Below are 20548 nucleotides of genomic sequence, written 5' to 3'. Positions count from 1 at the left end.
CATCAAGGATTAACAATTACACCATTCACCACGTCATTCAAAGCCTGCTCGCATCTCGCCTGTAAAGCGTATAAATCAACATTCCAGTTATCCCGGTAATACACGACCACCATTTCCACCTTCTGTTTCAACTTATCCTTCGCCTCCTGCGAGGAAGGCAAATCCAACATGGCCTCCCAATCCTCCACGCTGTTGGAAAGCATAAACCCTACAATCTCCGCGAAATCCTCTCCCGGTTCACTCATCGCGTAACCGGAAAGAAATCCTTGGTCATAAGCATCCTGATCTTTAATTTTATCCCACTCTTCCACGTAATTGGGCGTGATCGTTTCAAACTCTTTCGGGTACTCGATCGTCTGTGCCGCAATATGGGCAAACTCGTGGTGTACGGTCTTCATGTACCGTTTCAGACGAGTCGCGTTCGTCCGGTCGTACTGGTCTACTTCAAAAATCACGATTTTACGTCCTCCCTCGGCAGTACCCTTGGTCACCGTTCCGCTACTCGTGTAGCGCGAAGAACCGATAAACAACAATTGTTTCGGCGATACGCTCTTGAAAAAGGTTGCTCCGCCGACCTCCATGTAAGGTTCACACCAGATATTCAGCAACACATTTGCCAATCCTTTCGCGTTCTCCTCCTTGGGCGGAGTAAGATTATACCCCATACTGGTCTCGACATCCTTCCACTTGTAAATCACCTCTATGTTATAAGGATCCACAAATTTCTCCTGCAACCAAAGGTCCAACTCTGTCAACTCATCACCGGAAGTATCAAAAATAGAGGGTCCCAGATCATCATCGGAACATGCCGTCGCGAAAGCCAGTAACACGAACAACAACAAGCTAAATATATACTTTTTCATAATCTACTGTTTTTAAATTAATACACTACCGGGGATTAGCCTCTACCCCGAAAGCCTGCGCCTCGGACGGGATCTGTATGGCTCGTCGTAAATCATCTCCCGTGAGCGTGATTGCCGGTTCGCCGGAAACCTCGAACGTGTGAACCACGGGTAAATGAAAACGCTTGATATCGAACCAGCGCAAACCTTCCTGCATAAATTCTTTCCTTCTCCAATCGACCACACACTTCAACATGGACATCTGGTCTTCGGATATCGTACCGGAATAAAAAGGCTGCAGATCGGGATACGCTTCCTGACCGTCGTAAAAAGCCTTAATCTTAGCCAAGTCCACCTTGTAAGGGGTAAAATCGGCATGCGCATCATCATTGTTCACCCGAACCCGTTCTCCAAGATACAAGTTGATATCCTCCAAGGCCAGATCAAACTGATTCTTCATGATATACGCTTCTGCACGGTTCAACAAAGCCTCTTCACTCGATAAAAGAGTGGAAACCGCATATCCAACCCCTGTACTAGCACCGATTGTCGTTCGAATAAACAACTCATCAAACTTATACATACGAGCACAACCAGCTGAATTAGTCGAGATTACAAAAAATGTAGCATATGTCCCGGTCACCGGACTACCTGTCACGTTTTTATCCATGAACAAAGAAGCATGTTCATTCTTCTTCATACCATAATGCAAACTAAAAGACTGTGCATCCCTCGCCCACCAACTTTTGGCAGATATCATTAGGAATGGCGACGGTTGGTCTACTTTAAAGTATTTCGAGGCATACGCATCCTTGTCCCCCCATCGCCCGTTCGCTTGAGCAGGATTCCTCAAATCGCGTAACTTGCTTTTCGGGCTGCTCCCCAAGGCAGCTGTCGTATGCACGATAACACTATCCCATTCCGCCTTATACTGGTAAAAACGAGCCGCAAAAGCGTGAGCCGCCGCCTTCGTGAAATGATACTTCGGCACCTCGTACGATTGATCCTGCAACAAAGGCAAACCCGTTTGCAAATCCTCTTCGATCCGATCGTACACCTCTTTCAAGCTATTCCGTTTATAATGCACGATCGCCTCCGTTTCCGGTTTCACGCAATACGGGATTCCTAACATCTGTTCCGCCTTATCCGGATCATAGTGCTCCGCGAAAAGGTTCACCAAAAGAAAATGGCAGAACGCCCTGCACACCAACGCTTCACCCCTGATGGCAGCGTACTCCTTTGTATCCTCTTCATGTTCCAACGCTTCCAGTGCGATATTGGCTGCCGCTATAGACTCGTAATAATTTGTCCACACGTAAATGGGATTATCCGTTCCCGTCCCTGTGCCGTCCTCCCACATGTACATCTGCCTATTCAACGTGGCACGGCTATGCGTTCCGGTTACGAGACGCTCCGCGACATTGTCACTCATCACCTCGCACACGTGATAATAATGTGCCCTCGGGTACGCCGACACCAGCAACTCCTTCATCGCCTCGGGACTGTCCAATTCAGTACGGTTATCCGGGGTCACGTCCAGAAACGAGTTACACGCCGTTGCTGACAAGGCTAACATCCCGACCGTTAATATTTTATATGCTTTCATCTTATCTATTTTAACGATTTACCAATCTTTTCATCAAAATCCCACTCTCAGGGAGAACGTCACTTGTCGAGGGACAGGCAGCGCCACACCGCCCGAACGGAAGAACTCCGGATCCTGCCCGTGCAATTTCTTGTCACTGTACAACAACGCCACGTTAGACATGATACACTTCAACGACATCGAACTCAACCCGATATTTCTCACCCATTTATCATCGAACTTATACGTCAGGCTGATATCCTTCAACCGGATAAAAGAGCCGTCGGCAATCCGTTCCGTGGAATAATTATAAGCATTATAAACTTCCTTGTACTCACTGTTCTTCCGCTCATTCTGACGAACGGAAAGAATAGCGGGTACCGATGTAATATTCTCGTCGCCCGGAATCATCCACCGGTCGAGAAAATCTTTCGGCATAGCCGACAAATCATTATACTCGCTCTTGAAATAATCGTGTAACCGCACCTTGTTCCCAAACTGATAATTCAAGAAAACGGCAAAAGAGAAATTCCCGTACTTGAACGTGTTTTCAAAACCACCAGAGATCTTCGGGTCTACCGGTCCCTCGTATTTCAAGAAGTCCAACTTATTTGTTTCTTGAAAATTAATATCACCTATACAGGAATTACCGTCGGAATCCATCACAGTGGGAATACCTTCACTCGTCAACCCGAGGAAAGGAACAGAGAAAATAGCCCTCACCGGATATCCCTGCCGGGGAGCTCCCTCCGCCTTTACCAGATCCATCACGCGGGGACGGGACTCCAGATTCGTGATCTTGTTCTTGTTATAAGAGAACGTCCAGTTCGTCGTCCAACTAAAAGAAGAATATACCACATTCTTCGTGTTCAATGTAAATTCAACCCCGTGAGACCTCATATCCGCATAGTTAGCGCTCTTCGACTGCTGTCCGCCGATACCGGAAACTCGTACTTTACCGATTAGATCGAATCCTTTTCTCCAGTAGAAATCGGCACTCAAGCTAATCCGGTTATCGAATACACCCAAATCCATCCCCACGTTCGTCTCGTACTGCTTTTCCCATGTCAGATCCTTGTTTTCCAAGGCTCCGATATAAATACTGTTCTCTTTTTCCTGCTGCGTCGGACGTTGTGTTACATCGTTGTACAACACCACCCGCGAATTACTCGACGGTCCCATGCTTGCCGTCAACCCGTAAGTGGCACGCAAGGTCAAGCGGGAAATCTTCTCCAGCGGCTCCATGAACGCCTCGTTCGATATATGCCATGCCCCGCTGACATTCCACGTCGGCAACCAACGGGCGGAAGGAGATTTTCCCAAACGATTGGAACCGTCATAACGCCCCGTGGCATTGAAAACATAAGTTCCCTTGTAACTATACCCCGCCGTGGCAAAAAACGCCACGAAACGGTCGAACTCCTCTTCCATGCCGTAATAAGAAACTCCGGCTTCAATCTGTTGCTTCAACAAATCCGGGTCAAGAAAAGGTACACCCCCGCGCTCCCACTGGTAACCGAATCCCTGATTACTGGATTTCGTGCGGTTCGTGTAACGCAATTCCTCCCCTCCCATCACATTCAACGTGTGTATTCCTTCATTAAAAGAAGTGTTATAATTCACCATTATCCGTTGGTAATAATTCAGCATCGAATTTTCACTCCGGTTATAAAGTCCCCCCTTGGGCATCACCACCTTGGCAGGATATCCCGGCATATCCGGGTCCTCGTACAAAAGTTTGTTCCCGTCCCGAATCGTGGCATCGCCTGCCGCCCGGTAAGCCTCCGCCGCGTTGGAATTATCATACACCCGGTGTTCCCGTGTCGTCTTCACGTAACGAACAGCCCCCAGCACTTTCACGTCCAACCCTTTCAACGGTCGGAATTCCAATTCCGTCTGGAATTTCGTATCCAACATATCGATCTTCAACTTGTTCGTTTCCAACTCGTGCAGAATACTGAACGGGGCATAATTCATCGTGTAATACTCGTAATTACCGTCATCGTCATAAGCCCGCAGCGTCCGGCTCGTGTTCAACGCGTAACTGAAAGGATTGATATCGAAATCACGTTCCACCTCCCCGCTAACGGCATTCGTTCTACGGCTGTTCGTACCCGGTGCATCCTGCATACGCAGTGAACCATTCGTCAACAGATTCACGGTCAACCATTTCTTTATATCAAAAGAAGCATTCATATTCGCCGTGTACCGTTCCACCTTATCCGCTACCGACCAACCGGCATCGTTGAAATAACTCATGGAAGCGTAGAAACGTGATTTATCCGTACCGGAAGACAAACTCACGGAATGCACCTGTTGCAAAGAATTACGGAAAAGAACATCAAACCAGTCCGTGTTCGCCATTTCATACTTTTGCAGGAAAGCGTTCTTCGCTTGTCGCGTATTCTTCAAGCCGAACTTCCCGCTCGTTTCATCGTACATGGAAACCATATCCGCCATCTTCTTGTAAACACCGCCATTTTTCTTCCGGGACACGTCCGCGTAATTCAACCACCCTTTCTCCTCCATCTCCTTGTACACCATCATCTGCTCCTGCGAGTTCATCAAATTATATTGCTCGTAATCCGGCTTCATCCGTATCGTGAACTCCCCACTATAATTCACCTTCATCGTTCCCTTCTTCCCTCTTTTCGTCGTGATCACCACCACGCCGTTCATCGCCCGCGCCCCGTACAACGCTGTCGCCGAAGCATCCTTCAATATCTGGAAACTCTCGATATCGTCGGCATTCAAACCCGCTATGGCTGAACTGATCAGGGTCTCCGAGTCGCCCGAGGATAAATCGTCGGCAGAAAGCTCCACCACGTCCTCCAGTACCAGACCGTCTATCACCCACAACGGTTTCTGGTTACCGTTGATAGAAGAAGCACCGCGTACCCTCAACTTCGGGGATGCCCCGAAAGTACCCGAAACATTCTGTATCTGCACCCCGGCAGCTTTTCCTTGCAGCATACGGCTGATATCATTCGATCCTTCCACCATTACATCTTCCGCCTTCACGATGGCTGCCGCTCCCGTGAACAACTTGCGGTCGATTCTCTGGTATCCCGTCACGACCACCTCCTCGATGCTCTTCAATTCCTCTTTCAACACCACCCGTTTCAACGCCGTCGTGTCGGAAGCCGCTATCAACTGCGTCACGTAACCCACGAAAGAAAATTCCAGCATGGTTTTCGGATCGGTTACCTTCACCGTAAACTTCCCGTCCGCGTCCGTCACCGTTCCCCGCACAACACCCTGCCCGCCGGTACCGTTCTCTTTCACCTTTACCGTCGCTCCCGGCAAAGGCTCGCCTTCCTCGTCAACGACCTTCCCTTTCACCGTGATCTCTTTCTTTACCTTCTCGTCCGCACCGAACAGGATAATCGTGTTGTCCTTGATCCGGAACGAAATCCCCGTACCCTTCAGGCAAGCCTCCAACACCGTTTCAATAGCCAACTGCTTCACGTGCAGGGTAATATTCTTCACCCCCATGATCATGCCATCGTTAAAGAAAAAGGTAAAATCCGACTGGCGCTTCACCTGCTCCATGAATTGCGCGAAACTCCCGTTATTCAAGCTAATATCCAGCTTGACCTGTTGCGCATGTACCGTTCCGAAAGACTGGTACATCGTGAACAAGAGGAGTAGCATTGTTACTTTCATAATTCTGCACATTTTTTTTAATGACCCGTTTTTAGGAGGGTCATATTCTCCATTTTTTTTCATACCTTTGTTTCGTTTAAGTTATTATTGCTGATTAACTTACTCTTGAAGCAAACCGCGTGCCCGCGCAGTTTGCTTCTTTTCTATTTATTTTAATACAATTACAATCCTGTCCTTCACTTGAAAGTGAGCGGTCCGGGTAGATTCGATTACCTCCAGAATCTCCGTGAAATCCTCGTACTTCTTCACCTCACCCGTGAACGTGACATCCTTCAACGACTCTTCGCTGAACACGACATCCACGTTATACCAACGTGCCAAGCGGCGCAACATATCCTCCAGTCGCACGCTCTTGAACACCAACCGCCCCTTCATCCATGCCGTGTAGATTTCCGTATCCACTTCCCGTTTTGTTATTTTATTCCCGACCAGACAAGCCTGTTCACCGGGTTCCAAGCGCACCCGTTCCTTCGTCCCTTTCACTTTTATCCCCACGGATCCCTTCACGAGTGTTGTCGTGATCTCCCGCTCGTCCTTGTACGCCAGAATATTAAATTCAGTACCGTAAACCCGTATTTCCGCGCTCTCCGTTTGTACCTCGAAGCGTTTCTCCGGATCGCAGCTCACGTCAAAGTAAGCCTCCCCCTCAAGATACACTTTCCGGTGCCTCCCGACGAACTCCTCCGGGAAGCGCAAACGACTCTCCGCATTCAACCACACCCGTGTTCCGTCACTCAATTCCAACGAGAACTCGGCGCCTCTCGGAACCGTGATCGTGTTGAACCGTTCTTTCTGCCTCATCGTGCTACCATCCACTTTATACTTGATAATACCGGAGTCCTGCTTTATCGTCACCCTGTCACCCCGGGCAATATGCCGGGAGGACTCCGGCGTCAATTCCACGACCTTGCCGTCAGCCAGTTGAAGAATCGCCTTACTCTCCCCCGCAGGAAGTTCCACCCGAGCCTCTAACCGCGGTTCTGCCGGCAGTACGCCTCGCCCCGGACGGATGTAGAAATAAAAAACAACTGCCAACGGCAATAATATAGCGGCGGCATAACCGACAACACGTGTTACCCGACGCCGTCGAACGGAGCGCTCCAACTGTTTTTTCCGATTTAACAACTCTTCCAAAGGCTCTTTCCGGTTAATCCGCCCGTAGGCCCGCACTTTCTCCGAGAGCATCTTCTCCCCGACAAGCCTGTCAAACAACTCCTTATTCTCCGGAGATACCCCTACCCACTTTTCCAACCATAACTTCTCCGCATCGGTCAACTCCCCCAGTATACACCGGGAAATCATCTCCGACACGCAAAAAACTTCATCTGCCCTGTTCATATTTCTATAATTACGTTTCTATAGAAGAAACACCTCAGGAAATAAAACGGGGGGATGAAAATCAAAAAAAAATAAAAGAAATTTACAAACTTATTAGAAATCAAAGAAAAACATACACGAACATACCCATTCCCAACGCCTGCAAACGGGCTCCCAGCCGTTTCTTTCCCTCCTTCTTGTACTCTTTCGCCGTATCGAGCGCTATTCCCATCCGCTCCGCCACTTCCGATATCTTGTACCCTTCCAGTGAAAGCGTCATCACGTTCCTGTATTGTTGCGGCAATTCCTCTACCACGTGCATCACCCGTGCGTACACGTCTTCCTCCATCACCCTGTCCCAAAAAAGATCCACATCGTCAAATTCCCGTGTAACCATCGCCTCGTATTCCTCCCTCACCCGTTCGTGCCGGAGATAATTGAGACACCTGTTTTTTACCGAATTATAAAGATAGACTTTCAACGCGATCATGTTCTCGAAACGCTTCTTCTGCCCCAGCATCGAAATAAAAAACTCTTGAACCACATCCTTTGCCGCCTCCTCGTCACGAATATACTTCCCGGCAAAAAGTACCATCGGAACATAAAACTGCTCGTACAATATCGTATAAGCCATGTCATCCTCCTTGGCTAAATGTTCTAATAATATTTTTTGCTCATTCTGCATGATCCCTCTTTCAAACACTCGGTTAACAATAAAATATCCGCCATAAACACACGCTCAAATTTCGAAACCAAATTTAAGAAAAATAACTCATACTCTCCAAACAAAGTTTCCTTTTTTGTCCTATATCCGGATTTATTTACCGTCACTTCAAGATACACGTACCCATGGTTCCCCCGTGGGAACTCCTGACCAGATCCTGACTAAGTCCTGATAGCCGGGAAACACCCGAAGAACTCCCGTTGAGATAAGGGAGTAATAAGGGAACAAAGACGTTTCACCTTCGATACAAAGACGTTTCAAAGACGTTCACGAACGTAAATGAATGGTCTTTGACTGGAGAGTGAAAAGGATGTGAAAAATGATTACCCCGGTTATAGTATCTGATTACACGAGCAAGTAAAGCGTATATGCCGCATAAATGGCAAACAACACGATTCCCTCCCCCCGTCCGATACGGAAACCCGTGCGCATAAAAGGCAAAAGGAGTAAGGAAGAACCCACCATAACCCCCATGTCCAGCCAATTGATCTGGTTCGTTTCCACGGGAGCGATAGTTGCAGTCAATCCAAGTACCGCCAGTAAATTGAAAATATTCGAACCGACCACGTTGCCGATAGCTATATCCGTCCGCCCCTTGACAGCTGCCACCACGGAAGTTGCCAACTCCGGCATACTCGTGCCTGCCGCCACGATCGTCAACCCGATGACCGCCTCACTCCAACCCAAGGTTTTCGCGATAATCACGGCATTATCCACGAGTAATCCCGATCCCCAGACAAGCAATCCCAACCCCGCGACCATAAACACGATATCCAACACCCAACTCTTTGTCGGTCGAATCTCTTCATCGGTTTCAGCCACTTCACCCCGTTTCGCCTTGTAAATACAATACACCATATACGCGCAAATCCCGGCAAAAAACAATATTCCCGCCCATCGGGCAAATACCCCGTTACGGAAAATGACAACGAACAGAACCGTCGCCAATAACATCACCGGCATATCAAACCGGATCAACCGGGGATTCACCCGCAAGGGATAAATCATCGCCGAAATACCGAGTATCACGCATATATTGAAAATATTCGATCCCATGACGTTCCCCACGGCAATCCCCGGCGTACCGTCCAACGCGGACTGCACGCTCACGAGTAACTCCGGGGCACTCGTCCCGAACGCCACGACAGTCAATCCCACCACCAGCGGTGAAATTCCCAAACGAACGGCAAGCGAAGAACTCCCTTTCACCAAAAAGTCCGCCCCGAAATAAAGCACCGCGAGCGAAGCAACTACAAGAAGAACCGGTACAAGCATAAAAGCTAAAAGTTAAAAGTTAAAAACTAAAAGTTCATGTTCACGGAACAATTATTCATCGTTATTCGTACTTTTGAAGTTTCAAAAATAGAAATAAATTTACACTATCAGCTCTTAACTTTTAGTTTTTAGCTTTTAGTTTTTAACTCAATCGGCATGTTAAAGCATTTCAAGGAATTACTCAACACGGCAAAGCATACCCCGAAACTGGGGGGACTGGAAATATTCAAGTATATCGGACCGGGGCTACTCGTCACCGTGGGATTTATCGATCCCGGTAACTGGGCGTCCAATCTTGCCGCAGGAGCTGAATTCGGTTATGCCTTATTGTGGATGGTTACACTCTCGACAGTCATGCTTATCGTCCTGCAACACAACGTGGCGCACCTCGGGATTGCCTCCGGATTGTGCCTTTCGGAAGCCGCCAGCGAACACTTGAAGCCCCGCTATGCTAAGGGGATTCTCTATTCCGCCATGCTCGCCTCCATATCCACCTCGCTCGCCGAGATTCTGGGCGGCGCCATTGCCTTGCAAATGCTATTCGATATTCCCGTACGTGCCGGCTCCTTACTCGTGTTGGTGTTCGTTGTCATCATGCTTTTCACGAATACTTACCGGGTGATCGAGAAATGGATCATCGCTTTCGTGTCAATCATAGGCTTGTCATTCATATACGAACTTTCACTGGTAGACATTGACTGGAACGAGGCACTTCCCGCGTGGGTAACGCCCGCTTTCCCCGAAGGCTCCATGGTCGTGATCATGAGCGTGCTCGGTGCCGTGGTTATGCCTCACAATCTCTTCCTGCACTCGGAAATTATCCAGAGCCGACAATGGAACATACAGGACGATAAAATCATCAAGAAACAACTGCGTTACGAGTATGCCGACACGATACTCTCCATGGTCATCGGTTGGGCAATCAACAGCGCCATGATACTGCTTGCCGCCGCCACGTTTTTCCGTAGCGGAACTCCCGTCACGGAGTTAGAGCAAGCCAACTCATTACTCACGCCGCTGTTGGGTAATAACGCCGCCCTAATCTTTGCCGTGGCACTTCTGTTTGCCGGAATTTCCTCAACCATCACTTCCGGTATGGCTGCAGGATCTATCTTCGCCGGCATATACAAGGAGCCTTATGATATTAAAGACAGTCACTCCAAAATCGGCGTACTGTCTTCCCTTATTCTCGCCTTTGCACTAATCATGTTAATATCCAACCCGTTCCAAGGACTGATTTACTCGCAAATGGCTCTTAGCGTACAACTCCCGATCACGATCTTCACGCAGGTACACCTTACCTCGTCCTCCAAGGTCATGGGAAAATACAAAAACTCCACTTACACGAAATGGCTGCTGTACGTCATCGGGGGAATCGTCACGGCATTGAACGTGATGCTGTTGATCAGTTTCTTTTAAATCATTCAGAGCAGGAACAACAACACGGAATCTTTCAGTTTTTCACGCAAGAATTTAAAACTACGGCTCTTTTGCGTTTTCACCGTGTGGATTGTTATGCCCAGCTTTATAGCGATCTCCGGACCGGTAAACCCTTGAATACTCAACTCCATAATCTCCCTAGCTCCCTCGGGCAACTCTTTCATATAATTGTAAAGCTGACGTAATAACTCGTCCCTCACGGTAACGGCAAACATCTCGTCAGAAAACTCTTCTTCTGTTTCCTGTATGATTTTCTGTTCTATCCCCTTGCGGATTTGTAGATTTCTCAGATAAATCAACGCATTATTGTAACACGCCCGGTAAAAGTAAGAGGTCAACTCTTTCATATCCGGAAAGTGCCTGGAAGATTTCCAAACAGCCACCAACACCTCCTGCACGATATCCTGCGCCTGATCTTTATCCCGTATAATACCGTTCACATACGAACAGAGAACTGAATAATACTTCTCATACAATTCTTCCCATGCCCGTATATTCTTTTTATTAATACCTTCCAGTAAAGAATCAAAATCAAACGACATAAACAGGATTTTTAAGATCGTAACAAAGATATGGATAAAATCAATATCTTCCATTATGCTCTCCACAAATATAAACCAATAAACACGGCTCTTTCATTTAAGAAAGAATTACACAATCTTTCTTGATATTAAATAATTGAACTAATGAAATTTAACTACAAAAAGCAACAAATAAAACTACACTTTCCTTGCTCTCTCGTATCACTCTCTTTTCCCCCTCGTTCCCGAAGGTCTTTAAAAGGACTTTAAAACGTGTTTAAAAGGACTTTGTTCCCTAACTTCAGTGGGAACTCTACGGGAATATCATGGGAATACATCGAAATCACCCCGGTGAAAACTGGGTATGATTCCAAAAAACTTCCCCTTCTGTACAGAGAGTTGGAAGGGGAAGTTTCAACATCAAACTTTAAATTTTGAACTCTAAACTTCTACTATTTGCTAAATGAATAACTCGTATCCAAACTAGTCAGTATATACTCGTAAAGTCCCCTGTCCGCAGGATCAGCTGTTGCAATCTTACTCTTTACCAAAGCATAGATTTTTTTTAACATAGGAACGATCTCGTTTTGCATATTTGCCAGAAACATCGAATTTATATCACCTTGGAAAGGAAATTCATTTTCTCCAAAACGATTCTTTAGTATTGAGCAAGCCACGGTTCCTTTACCTTCACGATTTTCTATCTCTTTCAACTTGTTATAAACCATATCACTCATTCTTATATCACCTATTCCATAGGCACGAATCTCTTCTAACGAGGGGTACAACATCTTGGTAAAGCACGGGTCGCTTTGTGCCGAAGTGACACCCACCATATTGTTACGTACGACACGATAAAACATATTCACATGCATGACCGTCCACTTTTGCATAATTTGCTCCTCTTCCGACAACTTTTTTCCCAGCCGAGTAGAAGCAAATATTCCCGTGTACAAATCATCATAATATTCCCGAAGCGAGTAAGCCTTCTGGTCCCCAGCGATATGTGACGACCGTATCACATTCGATGTGTAAGTCCTTTGTAATAATGTCATAAAATGTCCACAAAACTCGCTTGAAATATTCTCGTGTAAACCGAACTTGCCAGTCAATTCGGGAGCGTTAATCCAACCACAATCACGCAATTGCCCGATTACCCAAGCTACAGCTTTCTTTTGCACCTCTCGGTCTACCGGTTTAACAGCCTCCCCCTTCGTACCATCTTTCACCTGTGTCAATTGAATCCCGCCAATTTGGTAAGCCACGTTCATCAAGTAACGCATATATTGCATAACTATATTCCCGTAAATCTCTTTCCGGTACCTGAAATCCGGGTCATCCGTGATCCACTCGTCGAGATGTGCCAAAATGTATTTCAAATTCTTAATACCGTATTCACTGGCTTTTAAAGGGTCATCCCCCAAATCTTCCTCAAGGGACGAAGGGTCGCACCGAATTATAATCTGCTGGCGACCGTAACGGTAAAAAGGATCGCCCGCCTTCTCGTCTATCCACCGCTCGGCGATTGCCGCCTCTTCCCACTTATCTTTTGCATCGGGAATCGGGGTATAGAGCCACTTGATAACATACTCGTCATACACACCCAACTCGGGAGGTGTCAACTTCACACCCCGGTCCCCCGGTTGCGCCACGTAATTGTAACGGGCGTAATCCATGATAGAAGACGTTGTCCCGTATTTTTGGGTAAAGGAAGCAGAACGCAACGAATCGACCGGGATAGCGGCAGAACCGGCCATATTATGCATCAGTCCCAGCGTGTGCCCGATCTCGTGCGCCACGACGTAAGTCATCGATTCATCAAAGATCTCTTTCGGCATCTTCTTTGTCCTTACCCGGGGATCGACTTGCGCGGTCTGCACGAAACGCCAGTTATTAATCAACTTGACGATATCATTGTAAATAATCACAGAAGCATTGATAATCTCTCCGGTTATAGGATCCACCCAAGAGGGTCCCATAGCGTTCGCTACCGCCGTAGGAGAGTAACGCACGCAGGAATACTTCAAGTTATCCGGGTCAAAAGTCGTATCGGCTACCGGGAAATCCCGTACCTGCACCGCATTCTTGAACCCAATCTTTTCGAAAGCCTTGTTCCAAGTCAAGATACCAGCCTTTATGGGAGCTTTCCACTCTTCCGGAAAAGCATCGTCCACGTACCACACGATTGGCTTCACGGGTTCTACCAACTCCCCCCGTTTCCATGCTTCCATGTTCTTGGGCTCCAAACGCCAGCGGTTGGCAAGATAATAAGGGCGCAATCCATCCTCTTTCTGCGACAACTCGAATTTTGAAAGAGCAATCTCCCCGTATTTATCATTCATGGTTGGGAACACACCGACTCGGGAATCCTGTATCCTTGGTTTCATCTTATCCTCCGGCAGCAGAAGCATCGAAATATTGGAACGCACGGAAATCTTTCCAAGCTGTGCCATATACATTCCTAGACCTAATTCCAACGAAACCCGCTGATTTATCTCCACGGAAACATTATCATCAAAAACTTTTATTTTCCCGAAATAAGGCTTCTCGTTCTCTTTCTCGTTCTCCACTAAAGAAAAATTTCCCAATAGTCCCCCTCCTTGCGGAGAGAGCTCCGGATTATTGTACAACAAATCCGTCACCTCGAACACGATAGCCGTGCTATCGTCATTATAAGTCTTCACGGGGAAACGCTTGTAAAAATCCGACATATAATTCTGTTCCAAGGCTTTCTTCGCCCAAGGCTCGTCAGTCCCTAACGTAACTGCCCGGTTCGGGATATTGAACAACACGGAAGAATCCTGCAACTCAATTTTCAAATGCAAGGGATTGAGGTATTTATACCCCACGTTCACAGCCATTGCGTCTGAAGAAGCCGAGATCGTTCCGCCCAACAGAACTTCCCGCCCCAAGTGCTTTAAAGGATACTCGAAATAAATCTTTTCTCCCACTCTATGGATGGTCATCAGACCGCCCTTCACTTCCACTCTTCCAGGTTCCTGGAGAAATTCCGCATATTTACTTAAAGGTTGCGGACTTTCCGCTTTCTTGTTCTTTTTCCTGTTGCCCGTTCCATCCGCGGCAAGACAAGGGAATCCCAGTGCTACTAAAAGTAGCATCACATACAATCTTTTCATTTTAAACATTTTTAAATTAAACAATGATTATTGCCGCACAAGGCGACGTTTATTCCGTGATTCTATGATTCCTTTAATTGGTAATCGTTAATCCTTTTTATTTTCAATTGTTTTATTTCCGATCTCTCGTAAATCAATTTTGTAATTTTCCAAAATATACTCTCGCAAAATATCGTACTTCTGTTGCACCAACGGGTATTCCAAATCCGACGCCCACTCCTCCGCGGTTCGGCTGACCATGCTATCAATAAAATATCTCAAGTCTTCACTCTTATCCAACATACCTGTCTGCCAATCCACCCGACCGCACCACTCGGTACCGTTACTCATCGCAACAAACCCTCTGGCACGGGCATAATTGGGAGAATCAGGGTTATCAGTGTCCGCCTCGTAAGAATAATCACTTACCGCATAAAACTCGTCCGGTATCGTGATTATTCCCCGGGTAATCCAATCTCTCAACAATACTCTTTGAAGCTCGGATTTAAAAGCCTGCTTCATTTCCCCCGGCATATCGACCAACACGTCCGAACAGCAACCGACCGCAATCTGCCCCTGGGCTACACGAGCGTAAATAGTGCCACTGCCACCCTCCAGCGTTCCTGCGAGAAAGACCTTCCGGGGCATATACTTTTTATGAAATTCCTCCGGGTAAAACCTGAACCAGATTTCATCCAGCAAATCCAGCATATTCCCCGCGTATAGCGGGTCGGGAGCCGTGTAAGAGTAAATCAAACTGCCGCCCCCCTGTCGCCAACTGAAATCAGCCTCCGTGTACTCGTACAAGAAATAAGTCCCGTACTTGTCAAATAAACTCACGATGCGGTCATCCGCCGGGGATTTGCCTTGCGGCAACACGTAACCCTGCTCCAAAGGTTCGACGTCCCCGAGTTGCTTATCCTCGGCACAAGCACCCGTTAAAAGGGCACTCCATAATATCAAATACAATCTTATCGCTTTCATAATATTTTCAATTATCAGTTTTACTCTATGACACCTTTCCTTGCCGGGACATAAGCCGACGGGTTCTGTTTCAACAGGACATTATTACTTATTGCCGTATTGGGAATCGGTATCGTGTAAAGCGGATCCCTCTCCTCCAACGTGTAGACAACCCACGGGTCGTATTCTGTCACTTTGTATTTATGCGATATGGAAGGCATCCCGTAGCGGCGCAAATCAAACCAACGCAGCTCGTCAAAACAGAGTTCCCGGCGACGTTCCAGACGGATTTCATCCAATAGGACAGCCTCATCCGTGATAGACGCATCCTCGTATCCCTCTATCCGGTAACGACGCAATGTATTCAAATCTGACAAGGCTTCCGTTTGCTCTTTCTGCTGCGCATAAGCCTCCGCCCGGTTCAGGTAAGCCTCCGAAAGCCGGATCGTGTTCACCGGGGCTCCCCAGTCCATAACCGTTTTCTTCGTGCACATCCCCCACGGGAACCATAAATCCAGACGCCTGTCCTCACCCGTGAACTTCGACATCAAATCCTCGGACGGAACATATCCATAGGGAATCTCTATCCAAGCATTATACACCCACTCCACCTCGGTATGCTTGTAACTTGCCATCTCGAACTCGGAATACATCCCTACTCGCGTGTAATCCGTCAATCCCGCTCCGGTCTTTATCGCCGCCGTGGCTGCATCTATCGCCTCCTGCCACTCCTCCATATACAGGAACACCCGGGACAGCAGCACCTGTGCCGCGGAAATATTGATCCGGAAACTTCCTCTCTTCTTCGGGTATTTCTCGAACAATTCGATAGATGCCTTCAAATCTTCGACGATCTGCCGGTACACGTCCTCCACCGTACCCCGGTCTATCCCGTTTTCCGTCAGATCGGCAGTCAGCTTCAACGGTACCCCAAGAGCATTTTTATTGTAATTATAAGGCTCGCTGTACAAATTCACCAGCATAAAATAGTAGTACCCACGTAACGCGTAAGCCTCCGCTTTTACCTGTTCCTTCTCTTCCGGGGAACCTATCGCCCCGTCAATCCCATCTAGGGTTGCATTCACACCCACAATCTTTTTGTAAGTCAGCGTGTACGCGTCTACCGCGTAAGACTCTCCACCCCACATACTCGGCTGCCACGTGTAATGACCGAAAAACTGTGTCGCGAAAGTATTCTCTTCGTCGCCCCAATAGTAAGACGGGTCCAATTCCAAATCATCATCAAAATAATAAAGCGCATCATAAGCAACATCCACGTACCCGGAACCCAGCAATAACTGGCTAAAATCAGACACAGTCGTCACGATTACCTCGTCCTGTGACTTTTCCTCTAGGAAATCAGAACACGCCGCCAACAAGAACACGCCCATCCATACTATATCCTTTATAAACTTAAATCTTTTCATGATCTTATCGTTTTCCATTATTCAATCCACTAAAATACCACTTGCAATGACAACGAGGTCACGCGCCGCGCCGGCCAATTCCGTGTTTCCGGATCCAGACCGTCCCATTTCTTGTCCGAAACCCACATGAACGGGTTCGTCATACTCGCTTTTACCTGCATCCGCTGAATGTAAGCCCGTTTTAACCATTCAGGGTTCATCTCGTAAGACAGCGAGAGTGAACGGCAACGAATAAAATCCGTGTTAGCGACCCATACATCAGACATATTATACATCTCGTACAAATTCTTGTTACCATAACCGCCCCGCTCTACCGCCGGCAACAATATCTGCTCTTTGCCCGCACCCGGGAGGGAAGGGATGCTCGTGTAAGCATCATCACCCGGTTTCTTCCAGCGACCGAGTAATTTCCTTGACACATTTTGTTCCGGCTTAGGCAATCCCGAACCATCTGAAAAAGAAGCCGTGTACAGCTCCGGCAAACGATCATGCCCGCCCCATTGCACGGCAAACAAAGCGTACAACGAAAGCCGTTTATACTTGAACAGCATATTGAAACCTCCCGAGAAATCCGGCACAAGTTTCCCGGACTTCACCAAATAGGCAGTCGGGTCAAAACCGTTCTCCACGTCCATATTTTTAAACACCGGCAACCCGTTCTCCGGGTTCAATTTATCGAACTCGAAAGAATAGAACGTGGAAAAAGGACGCCCTTCCATCACGGCGGAACCATCCAAGTAACTATCAACAGAATTCCAACGGTCATTCTTGTCCACCTTATTGCGTGTCACGGAGGTATTAACCGAAAGCTGCCACGTGAAATTCTCCGTCCGGACTGGAACCACATCAATCACGAAATCATACCCGTAATTCTTCATCGAAGTACCGGAAACAACTCCACTCGATGTTCCATTCTCGACAGCCACCCCACGGGCTGCAAGCACGTCGCTCACCTTTTCAAAATAATTAGCCGTAAAATTCAACCTCCCCTCAAACAAGGAACCATCAATCCCGATATTATAAGTTTTCGTCTTCTCCCATCCCAAATTCGGGTAGGGCAACGAGCTCACGATCAAGACATAATCCTTGTACGCCCCGTCAATTCCCCCGTCCCTTGCTGTCAGGTAAGGCGAAACCGAAGAAACAGCATTTCCCTGATAGCCATAAGAACCGTACAAATCCAGATTATCGATCCAAAATTGTCCCAACAGGAAACTCTCCTGCCCGAGCCGCCATTTCGCCCCGATCGACCACGTCGGTTCAAAGCGTTTATTCTTATCCTGAGCGAAACGGTTGGAAGCATCCAAGCGAGCGCTAAAATTCATCACGTAACGTTCCTGGTAAGTATAAGCCGCCAACATATATTCGCTGAGTTTATTATCCACCCGGTTAATCACCCGTGTTTCCCCATTCACGTAAACACTGTTATCCAAACGTTCACCCTCGCTACTTTCAAAAAAGGAAGGAGGAGTGGTAAATGTCTCACCCCGATTCGGCAAATAACCGTAACGCTTTTGCGTGTTTCCCTTGGTCGTGAGAGCATTGGTCTCGATACCCACTTGCAACGTCATCCGGTGCTTTACCCCGAACAAACAGTCATACACCAGACTATTCCGGATCATGATAGAAGTATTGTTCGTCAGGTCTGTTTCCAGAATACCGCCATTAGGCAGAGGGGTCTGTTTTGCCATATCATCCGTCGTGGCAATCGAACCGAACTCGTACCCCCGGATCTGCGTGATATAGAACGAACGTTCATCCGCGTACTTCTTGGAATCGGCAGAAGAAGACGTGTAAGAAACCAGCCCCTGGTATTCCAATCCCGGCAGTATCCGCCATTTCAAATCTATCGTCGTACCCCATGTCCTCGTGCTATTCTTGCTTCCCGTGTTTTCCAACTCGTTCAGGATATTATAATTATACTTGCCACTCATATGCATAGCCCCTTCATTCCGTGCTCCCTCTTTCTCGTGGTAATAATAAGAACCGTCCTCGTTATACGCTGGGATTACCCTCGTCGTGTTGTACGCGTAAGAGAAAGGATCCACCCCGTAAGCAAAACCCCGCACGTCCCGTACCGTTCCTTTCAACAACATATTGATCATCAAACGCTCCCCGAAATTCACGGTCGTGTTGGATGTCGCCGTGAACGTCGTCATATTATTCCCTTTCGCTTCCCCTTTTTCTTCCGTGTACCCGAAAGAAGTCCGGTTCTGTATTTTCTCCGAACCACCGCTGATACTCACGTTATGCAAGTGATTGAACGAATTGCGGAACAACAGTTTAAACCAATCTGTGTTCTGTTTAGCCATCCTCGCGTACTCCTGCTCCATCGCCTCCTCCGTGATCTCCTTGTTCAGCCATTTCTGGAGCAAACCGGCGTAACCGACAGGCAAAACCGTGGAAGGATATACCCGCCGTTCATCATATATCTCCTTCGAGAACTGCATCATCTCCCGGGAATTCATCAAATCGTACAATCCGTAGCGAGGTCTTTGCCCGATCGAGAGATTGCCGCTATAATTCACGTTTATCCTTCCCGCCCTCGCTTTCTTCGTGGTAATCACGATCACCCCGTTCGCCGCCTTGGAACCGTAAATAGCCGTGGCAGAAGCGTCTTTCAACACCGTGATTGTTTCTATATCATTCGGGTTCAACCACGAGATGGCATTACCCGCCAATTGCTTGATGTCATCCGCGTCCACGGAAAACTTCGTGTTGTCCTCCGAGTTAAAAGGCTGCGGGTCTTGCTGGATCACCCCGTCGACCACCCACACAGGTTCCTGACTCCCGAGCAACGTGGAAGTCCCCCGTACCCGGATCTTCGAGGTTGCCCCGACCTGTCCCGTCGTGTTCCACACCAGCATCCCGGGCACAACACCCTGCAACATCTGGTCGATAGAGGAAACTCCCGCCATCAGGACATCCTCTGCTTTTACCGTCGTGGAGGCTCCCGTGTAATTACCTTTCGACACGTTGCCGTATCCCGTCACCACCACCTCTTCCACCGCCTTCACGTCCTCCTTCATCACGACATCAAGTGTCTTTTGTCCCGTGTACTTGATCTCCCGCAAAACCATTCCAACAAAAGAAAAGATCACGAAGACATTCTCGCCCTCCGGCACCATGATCGAGTATTTCCCGTCCGTATCGGTAGCGGTCCCCATGACGACCGACATCCCCGTGGTATTCTCCGTCTTCTGGCGCACTAAAACAGTGACACCCGGTAATGGCACACCTTGTTCATCTTTAACGATTCCCTTCAACACACTTTGCTGCTTCACGACCGCTTGTCCCTTGCCGGGACGGATCAGTACCGTGTTATTCTCGAACTCGTACACGAGATTGGCTTTTTTCAACACGGTGTCCAACACACTCTTCAACTCCATCTTTTCCACCTTGATCGTGATTTCTCCCGCGGCGGCAACCAACGACGAGTTGTACATGAAGTTGATGTTTGTCTGTTTCTTCACCGCTTGAACGAACTCGTCAAGGTTCACGCCCTTCAAATCCAGCGTCACCGGATTTGTCTGGGCATACACGCCCAAATTCAGCGTGAGCAAGAAAACAAAGACGACACAGCACTTCATAATCCTTGAATTGTTCCTGTACCTACCCATTAGGTCAAGAAACTTGATTACTCGATTTTTTTTCATACTTTTGTATTGTTTA

12 protein-coding genes are annotated in these 20548 nt (G+C 47.7%); 1 reads left to right on the top strand and 11 read right to left on the bottom strand.

From position 1 onward, the window contains the following. Positions 1–2 precede the first annotated feature (2 nt). From L0M98_RS04105 to L0M98_RS04080, 6 genes are all read right to left on the bottom strand, one after another. On the bottom strand, positions 3–863 hold the full coding sequence (locus L0M98_RS04105; protein WP_227215065.1) for a zinc-binding metallopeptidase: 861 nt from the start codon (positions 861–863) through the stop codon (positions 3–5). Between the two features lie 25 nt (positions 864–888). After that, positions 889–2448 (bottom strand): RagB/SusD family nutrient uptake outer membrane protein, encoded by a 1560-nt coding sequence (locus L0M98_RS04100; RefSeq protein WP_227215063.1) that lies wholly within the window; start codon positions 2446–2448, stop codon positions 889–891. Positions 2449–2481: 33 nt separating this feature from the next. Continuing rightward, positions 2482–6093 (bottom strand): SusC/RagA family TonB-linked outer membrane protein, encoded by a 3612-nt coding sequence (locus tag L0M98_RS04095; RefSeq protein ID WP_227215061.1) that lies wholly within the window; start codon positions 6091–6093, stop codon positions 2482–2484. Positions 6094–6240: 147 nt separating this feature from the next. Next, on the bottom strand, positions 6241–7431 hold the full coding sequence (locus tag L0M98_RS04090) for a FecR family protein (protein ID WP_227215059.1): 1191 nt from the start codon (positions 7429–7431) through the stop codon (positions 6241–6243). 100 nt (positions 7432–7531) lie between these two features. Then, a complete protein-coding gene (locus L0M98_RS04085; RefSeq protein WP_227215058.1) occupies positions 7532–8095 on the bottom strand; it encodes an RNA polymerase sigma factor in 564 nt (187 codons plus the stop codon). 384 nt (positions 8096–8479) lie between these two features. Then, positions 8480–9409: a calcium/sodium antiporter gene (locus L0M98_RS04080; RefSeq protein ID WP_227215056.1), complete on the bottom strand. Its 930-nt coding sequence runs from the start codon at positions 9407–9409 to the stop codon at positions 8480–8482. A gap of 156 nt (positions 9410–9565) precedes the next feature. Here L0M98_RS04080 and L0M98_RS04075 point away from each other — a divergent pair, with 156 nt between their 5' ends. Next, entirely contained in the window at positions 9566–10828 is a 1263-nt protein-coding gene (locus L0M98_RS04075; RefSeq protein ID WP_227215054.1) for an Nramp family divalent metal transporter, read from the top strand. 5 nt (positions 10829–10833) lie between these two features. On the opposite strand, the gene L0M98_RS04070 is transcribed toward L0M98_RS04075, so the two are convergent. From L0M98_RS04070 to L0M98_RS04050, 5 genes are all read right to left on the bottom strand, one after another. Beyond that, entirely contained in the window at positions 10834–11391 is a 558-nt protein-coding gene (locus L0M98_RS04070; protein WP_099291954.1) for an RNA polymerase sigma factor, read from the bottom strand. Between the two features lie 431 nt (positions 11392–11822). Continuing rightward, entirely contained in the window at positions 11823–14507 is a 2685-nt protein-coding gene (locus tag L0M98_RS04065) for a zinc-dependent metalloprotease (RefSeq protein WP_227215052.1), read from the bottom strand. Between the two features lie 87 nt (positions 14508–14594). Next, positions 14595–15470: a putative zinc-binding metallopeptidase gene (locus L0M98_RS04060; RefSeq protein WP_227215050.1), complete on the bottom strand. Its 876-nt coding sequence runs from the start codon at positions 15468–15470 to the stop codon at positions 14595–14597. 20 nt (positions 15471–15490) lie between these two features. Next, a complete protein-coding gene (locus L0M98_RS04055; RefSeq protein WP_227215048.1) occupies positions 15491–16876 on the bottom strand; it encodes a RagB/SusD family nutrient uptake outer membrane protein in 1386 nt (461 codons plus the stop codon). 29 nt (positions 16877–16905) lie between these two features. Further along, the gene (locus L0M98_RS04050; protein ID WP_227215045.1) at positions 16906–20532 is read right to left on the bottom strand and encodes a SusC/RagA family TonB-linked outer membrane protein; all 3627 of its coding nucleotides are present in this window, start codon (positions 20530–20532) and stop codon (positions 16906–16908) included. Positions 20533–20548 lie beyond the last annotated feature (16 nt).

This window comes from Butyricimonas sp. DFI.6.44 (assembly GCF_022132345.1).
Taxonomy (GTDB): Bacteria; Bacteroidota; Bacteroidia; order Bacteroidales; family Marinifilaceae; genus Butyricimonas; species Butyricimonas muris.
The sequence above is the reverse complement of the archived record's forward strand: the minus strand, read 5'-3'. Positions and strand labels throughout refer to the sequence as shown.

What these genes read in the sequence shown, in the direction of transcription:
- L0M98_RS04105 (WP_227215065.1), bottom strand. Translation starts at nt 863, where the DNA reads ATGAAAAAGTATATATTTAGCTTGTTGTTGTTCGTGTTACTGGCTTTC.
- L0M98_RS04100 (WP_227215063.1), bottom strand. Translation starts at nt 2,448, where the DNA reads ATGAAAGCATATAAAATATTAACGGTCGGGATGTTAGCCTTGTCAGCA.
- L0M98_RS04095 (WP_227215061.1), bottom strand. Translation starts at nt 6,093, where the DNA reads ATGAAAGTAACAATGCTACTCCTCTTGTTCACGATGTACCAGTCTTTC.
- L0M98_RS04090 (WP_227215059.1), bottom strand. Translation starts at nt 7,431, where the DNA reads ATGAACAGGGCAGATGAAGTTTTTTGCGTGTCGGAGATGATTTCCCGG.
- L0M98_RS04085 (WP_227215058.1), bottom strand. Translation starts at nt 8,095, where the DNA reads ATGCAGAATGAGCAAAAAATATTATTAGAACATTTAGCCAAGGAGGAT.
- L0M98_RS04080 (WP_227215056.1), bottom strand. Translation starts at nt 9,409, where the DNA reads ATGCTTGTACCGGTTCTTCTTGTAGTTGCTTCGCTCGCGGTGCTTTAT.
- L0M98_RS04075 (WP_227215054.1), top strand. Translation starts at nt 9,566, where the DNA reads ATGTTAAAGCATTTCAAGGAATTACTCAACACGGCAAAGCATACCCCG.
- L0M98_RS04070 (WP_099291954.1), bottom strand. Translation starts at nt 11,391, where the DNA reads ATGTCGTTTGATTTTGATTCTTTACTGGAAGGTATTAATAAAAAGAAT.
- L0M98_RS04065 (WP_227215052.1), bottom strand. Translation starts at nt 14,507, where the DNA reads ATGAAAAGATTGTATGTGATGCTACTTTTAGTAGCACTGGGATTCCCT.
- L0M98_RS04060 (WP_227215050.1), bottom strand. Translation starts at nt 15,470, where the DNA reads ATGAAAGCGATAAGATTGTATTTGATATTATGGAGTGCCCTTTTAACG.
- L0M98_RS04055 (WP_227215048.1), bottom strand. Translation starts at nt 16,876, where the DNA reads ATGAAAAGATTTAAGTTTATAAAGGATATAGTATGGATGGGCGTGTTC.
- L0M98_RS04050 (WP_227215045.1), bottom strand. Translation starts at nt 20,532, where the DNA reads ATGAAAAAAAATCGAGTAATCAAGTTTCTTGACCTAATGGGTAGGTAC.